Raw genomic sequence first — 2,988 nt, forward strand, 5'->3', positions numbered from 1 at the left:
CGGATCATAGACGGGCGCTACCGCATTCTGCGCGAGATTGCGCAAGGTGGCATGGCCACGGTCTACGAGGCTCTGGATCTGCGGCTGTCCAGGCATGTGGCGGTCAAGATCATGCACACCATGCTGGCTCAGGGGCCGCACAGGGCCCAGTTCGAGGAGCGCTTCCGCCGGGAGGCCAGGTCTGCGGCCGCCATCGCCAACCCCCACATTGTTCAGGTTTACGATACCGGCGTCGACCAGGGGCTGGACTACCTGGTCATGGAGTATGTCCACGGAATAAGCCTGCGGAGGGACATGACCCGTCAGGGCGTCTATCCCCTGAAGGAGACCCTGCGCATCGTGGGCGAAATCCTGGACGGCCTGGCCTCCGCCCACCGAGCCGGCGTCATCCATCGCGACATCAAGCCGGAAAACATCCTCATCAACGACCGCGGCCATGTGGAGATCACCGACTTCGGCCTGGCCCGCGCCGCCGCTCAAGCCACTCTGTCCTCGACAGGCATGCTCATGGGCACGGCCGCCTACCTGGCCCCCGAAACCATTGAGAACAATGATGCCTCCCCCCAGAGCGACCTCTACGCCGTGGGCATCATCGCCTACGAGATGTTGACCGGCACGGTCCCCTTCGCCAGTGACAATCCGGTAACCATCGTCTTCAAGCACGTCCACGAGGATGTCCCCTCCCTGGCCAGGGTCTGCCCGGGAATCGACCCATCCGTAGCCGCCCTGGTCTCCGGACTGACCGACCGCTCCCCCGAAAATCGCCCAGACAACGCAGGCAAGGCCCTGGAAAGCCTGAGAAAGGTGGTCAGGGGACTAGACCGGCAAGCCATGGACTACATGTTGCCTGCAACAGCCACAGCTGCCGTAGCAGACGCAGCAAGCGGAGAGCCCGAACTCGCCATCGCCGGAACCCCTGGACACGACCCTGAGATACCCGAATCGCCAACTCAAAGAGCTACGGCACCCAGTGACGATGCTGAAGATGCAGCCACACAGACCATTGCTGCAGCAACCGACCCGGAGGGTTCAGACACGGTCCTGGCTGTGCCCGCCCCGCCCGAAACCGATGCGGACGCAGCGACCAGACGCTATCGGCTCAACGACGTGGACACTCCCTCCCGGGCCGAAACTACAACCGTTCTACAACCTCAGGACCCGACGACTTCCCCCGCCGATGTGGCGGCTGTCCCGGCTTCTGTCCAGACCATGCAGCAAGGCGCTGAAGTAGCCAAGCCCAAGCACCGGCATCGGGGCTTGATCATCGTGCTGGTGATTCTGCTGGTACTGGCCCTGGCCGGAGGCGGCGGAGGCGCCTGGTGGTATTACCTTGGTCCGGGCAGTTATTACGCACTGCCCAAGCCGGATGATATCTCCTGCTCCGAGAATCAGGAGTGCAAGGTTATTGGCGCCGACTACGCCAAGTACACCCGCACGCTCAAGGTCGCAGGCATTAAAGTCTATACCGACTATGACTTCAGCGACCAAGTGCCCAAAGGGGCCATCATGGCTGCGGATCCCGGTGCGGTCGGGGCCCATATCAGCAAACGTGGCGGTAGCCTCAACCTGACCGTCTCCAAAGGGGTTCGCCAGGCTACAGTGCCCAAGGACATCCTGATGCCAGACACCTCCAACGGCAAGGACCCCGTCCAAGCCCTGAAGGCGGCTGGGTTCGACAAGATCGTCCATGACTCATCCAAGGACCAGTACTCCATGGATATACCGGAGGGAGCGGCGATTTCAGTGGAGCCAGCCCCAGGGACCAAGACCCGGCACGATACCAAGGTCAGCCTGGTCCTGTCCAAGGGTCGGATGCCCGTGGCCATGCCCGACATCATCGGCAAGGCCAGGGACGATGCCAAGGCGGCCCTGGAAGCCCTCCGGCTCAAGGTCAACTACAGCGAGGACTGGTCAGACACGGTACCCCGCAACCAGGTGATTTCCGCCTCCCACCAGGCCCAGGAACAGCTTCACTGGGGCGATGCGGTCAATGTAGTGATCTCCAAGGGGCCGCAGTCCATCACCATGCCCGACGTGAAGGGCAAGAGCCAGGACGAGGCCACACAGATCCTGCAGAGATACGGACTCAAAGTCAACATATCCGCACCGCTGGGCAACCTGACCCATACGGTGCGAATTCAGGATCCCAACCCCGGCACCCGAGTCAAGGTGGTCAATGATGACGGCTCACCAGCCGTCGTGACTCTGACTGTGGTCTGACTACGCTATTCCCTGCAGTCCGTCGTCAGCCCAGTTCTTCTTTGCTCTCATGCGCCTTGATGACCTGAGCATACACATCCACGTAGCGCTGCCCGCTCATCTCCTCGATCTCCTGCATAATCCTGTCGGTCAGGTTGCGGATCTCCTCGTGGGTGAGGCTGTTGACCGGCACGTAGGGCACAGTAATGGGCTTGCCGAAGATGACCTTGGTCTTGCCGCGGTGTGGAAGCACATGGCCGGGTTCCTGAAGCTGTCGAGTACCGATGATAGCGGTGGGCACCACTGTCGTTCCAGTCTCGAAGGCAAGCCGCGCCGCCCCGGTGTGCCCACGGTAGAGCCTGCCGTCAGGGCTTCGCGTACCTTCTGGATGGATGCCGAAGATATGTCCGTGTTCTAGGATGGAACGTGCGGTTTCCATGGCTCCCAGCGACTTGGAGCCGCCCGACCTATCGACGGGGAAGACTCCGACCGAGCTGAACCACCACTTCTTAAATTTGCCCTTTATTCCCTTGCCGTTGAAGTACTCGGCCTTGCCCATGAAGTGAATCATCCGCGGGCAGGTGATGGGTAGAAGGGCATCGTCGATGACGGCCAGATGATTGGAAGCGATGATGGCAGCCCCCTGCTTGGGAATGTTCCCCGTGCCTTCAACGGTCGGTTTGAACCAGGTACGCGCCAATGGACCGAGCAATTTGACGAAGAACCAGTACAGCACAGAGACTCCTTGGTAGCGAATGCGTGCGGCCGAGGTTACGATGGTTCTATGAC

At 61.1% G+C, this 2,988-nt stretch carries 2 protein-coding genes; one reads left to right on the top strand and one right to left on the bottom strand.

What is annotated here, in order from left to right; all coding sequences use genetic code 11:
* A partial coding sequence (locus AC0AP0_RS11040) for a protein kinase domain-containing protein (protein ID WP_490430499.1) occupies nt 1–2,220 on the top strand: 2,220 nt, incomplete at its 5' end.
* Between the two features lie 25 nt (nt 2,221–2,245).
* On the opposite strand, the gene AC0AP0_RS11045 is transcribed toward AC0AP0_RS11040, so the two are convergent.
* Entirely contained in the window at nt 2,246–2,935 is a 690-nt protein-coding gene (locus tag AC0AP0_RS11045; protein ID WP_046322784.1) for a lysophospholipid acyltransferase family protein, read from the bottom strand.
* Nucleotides 2,936–2,988: the final 53 nt, after the last annotated feature.

The organism is Bifidobacterium sp. POST2/T3 (B1) (genome assembly GCF_058197115.1).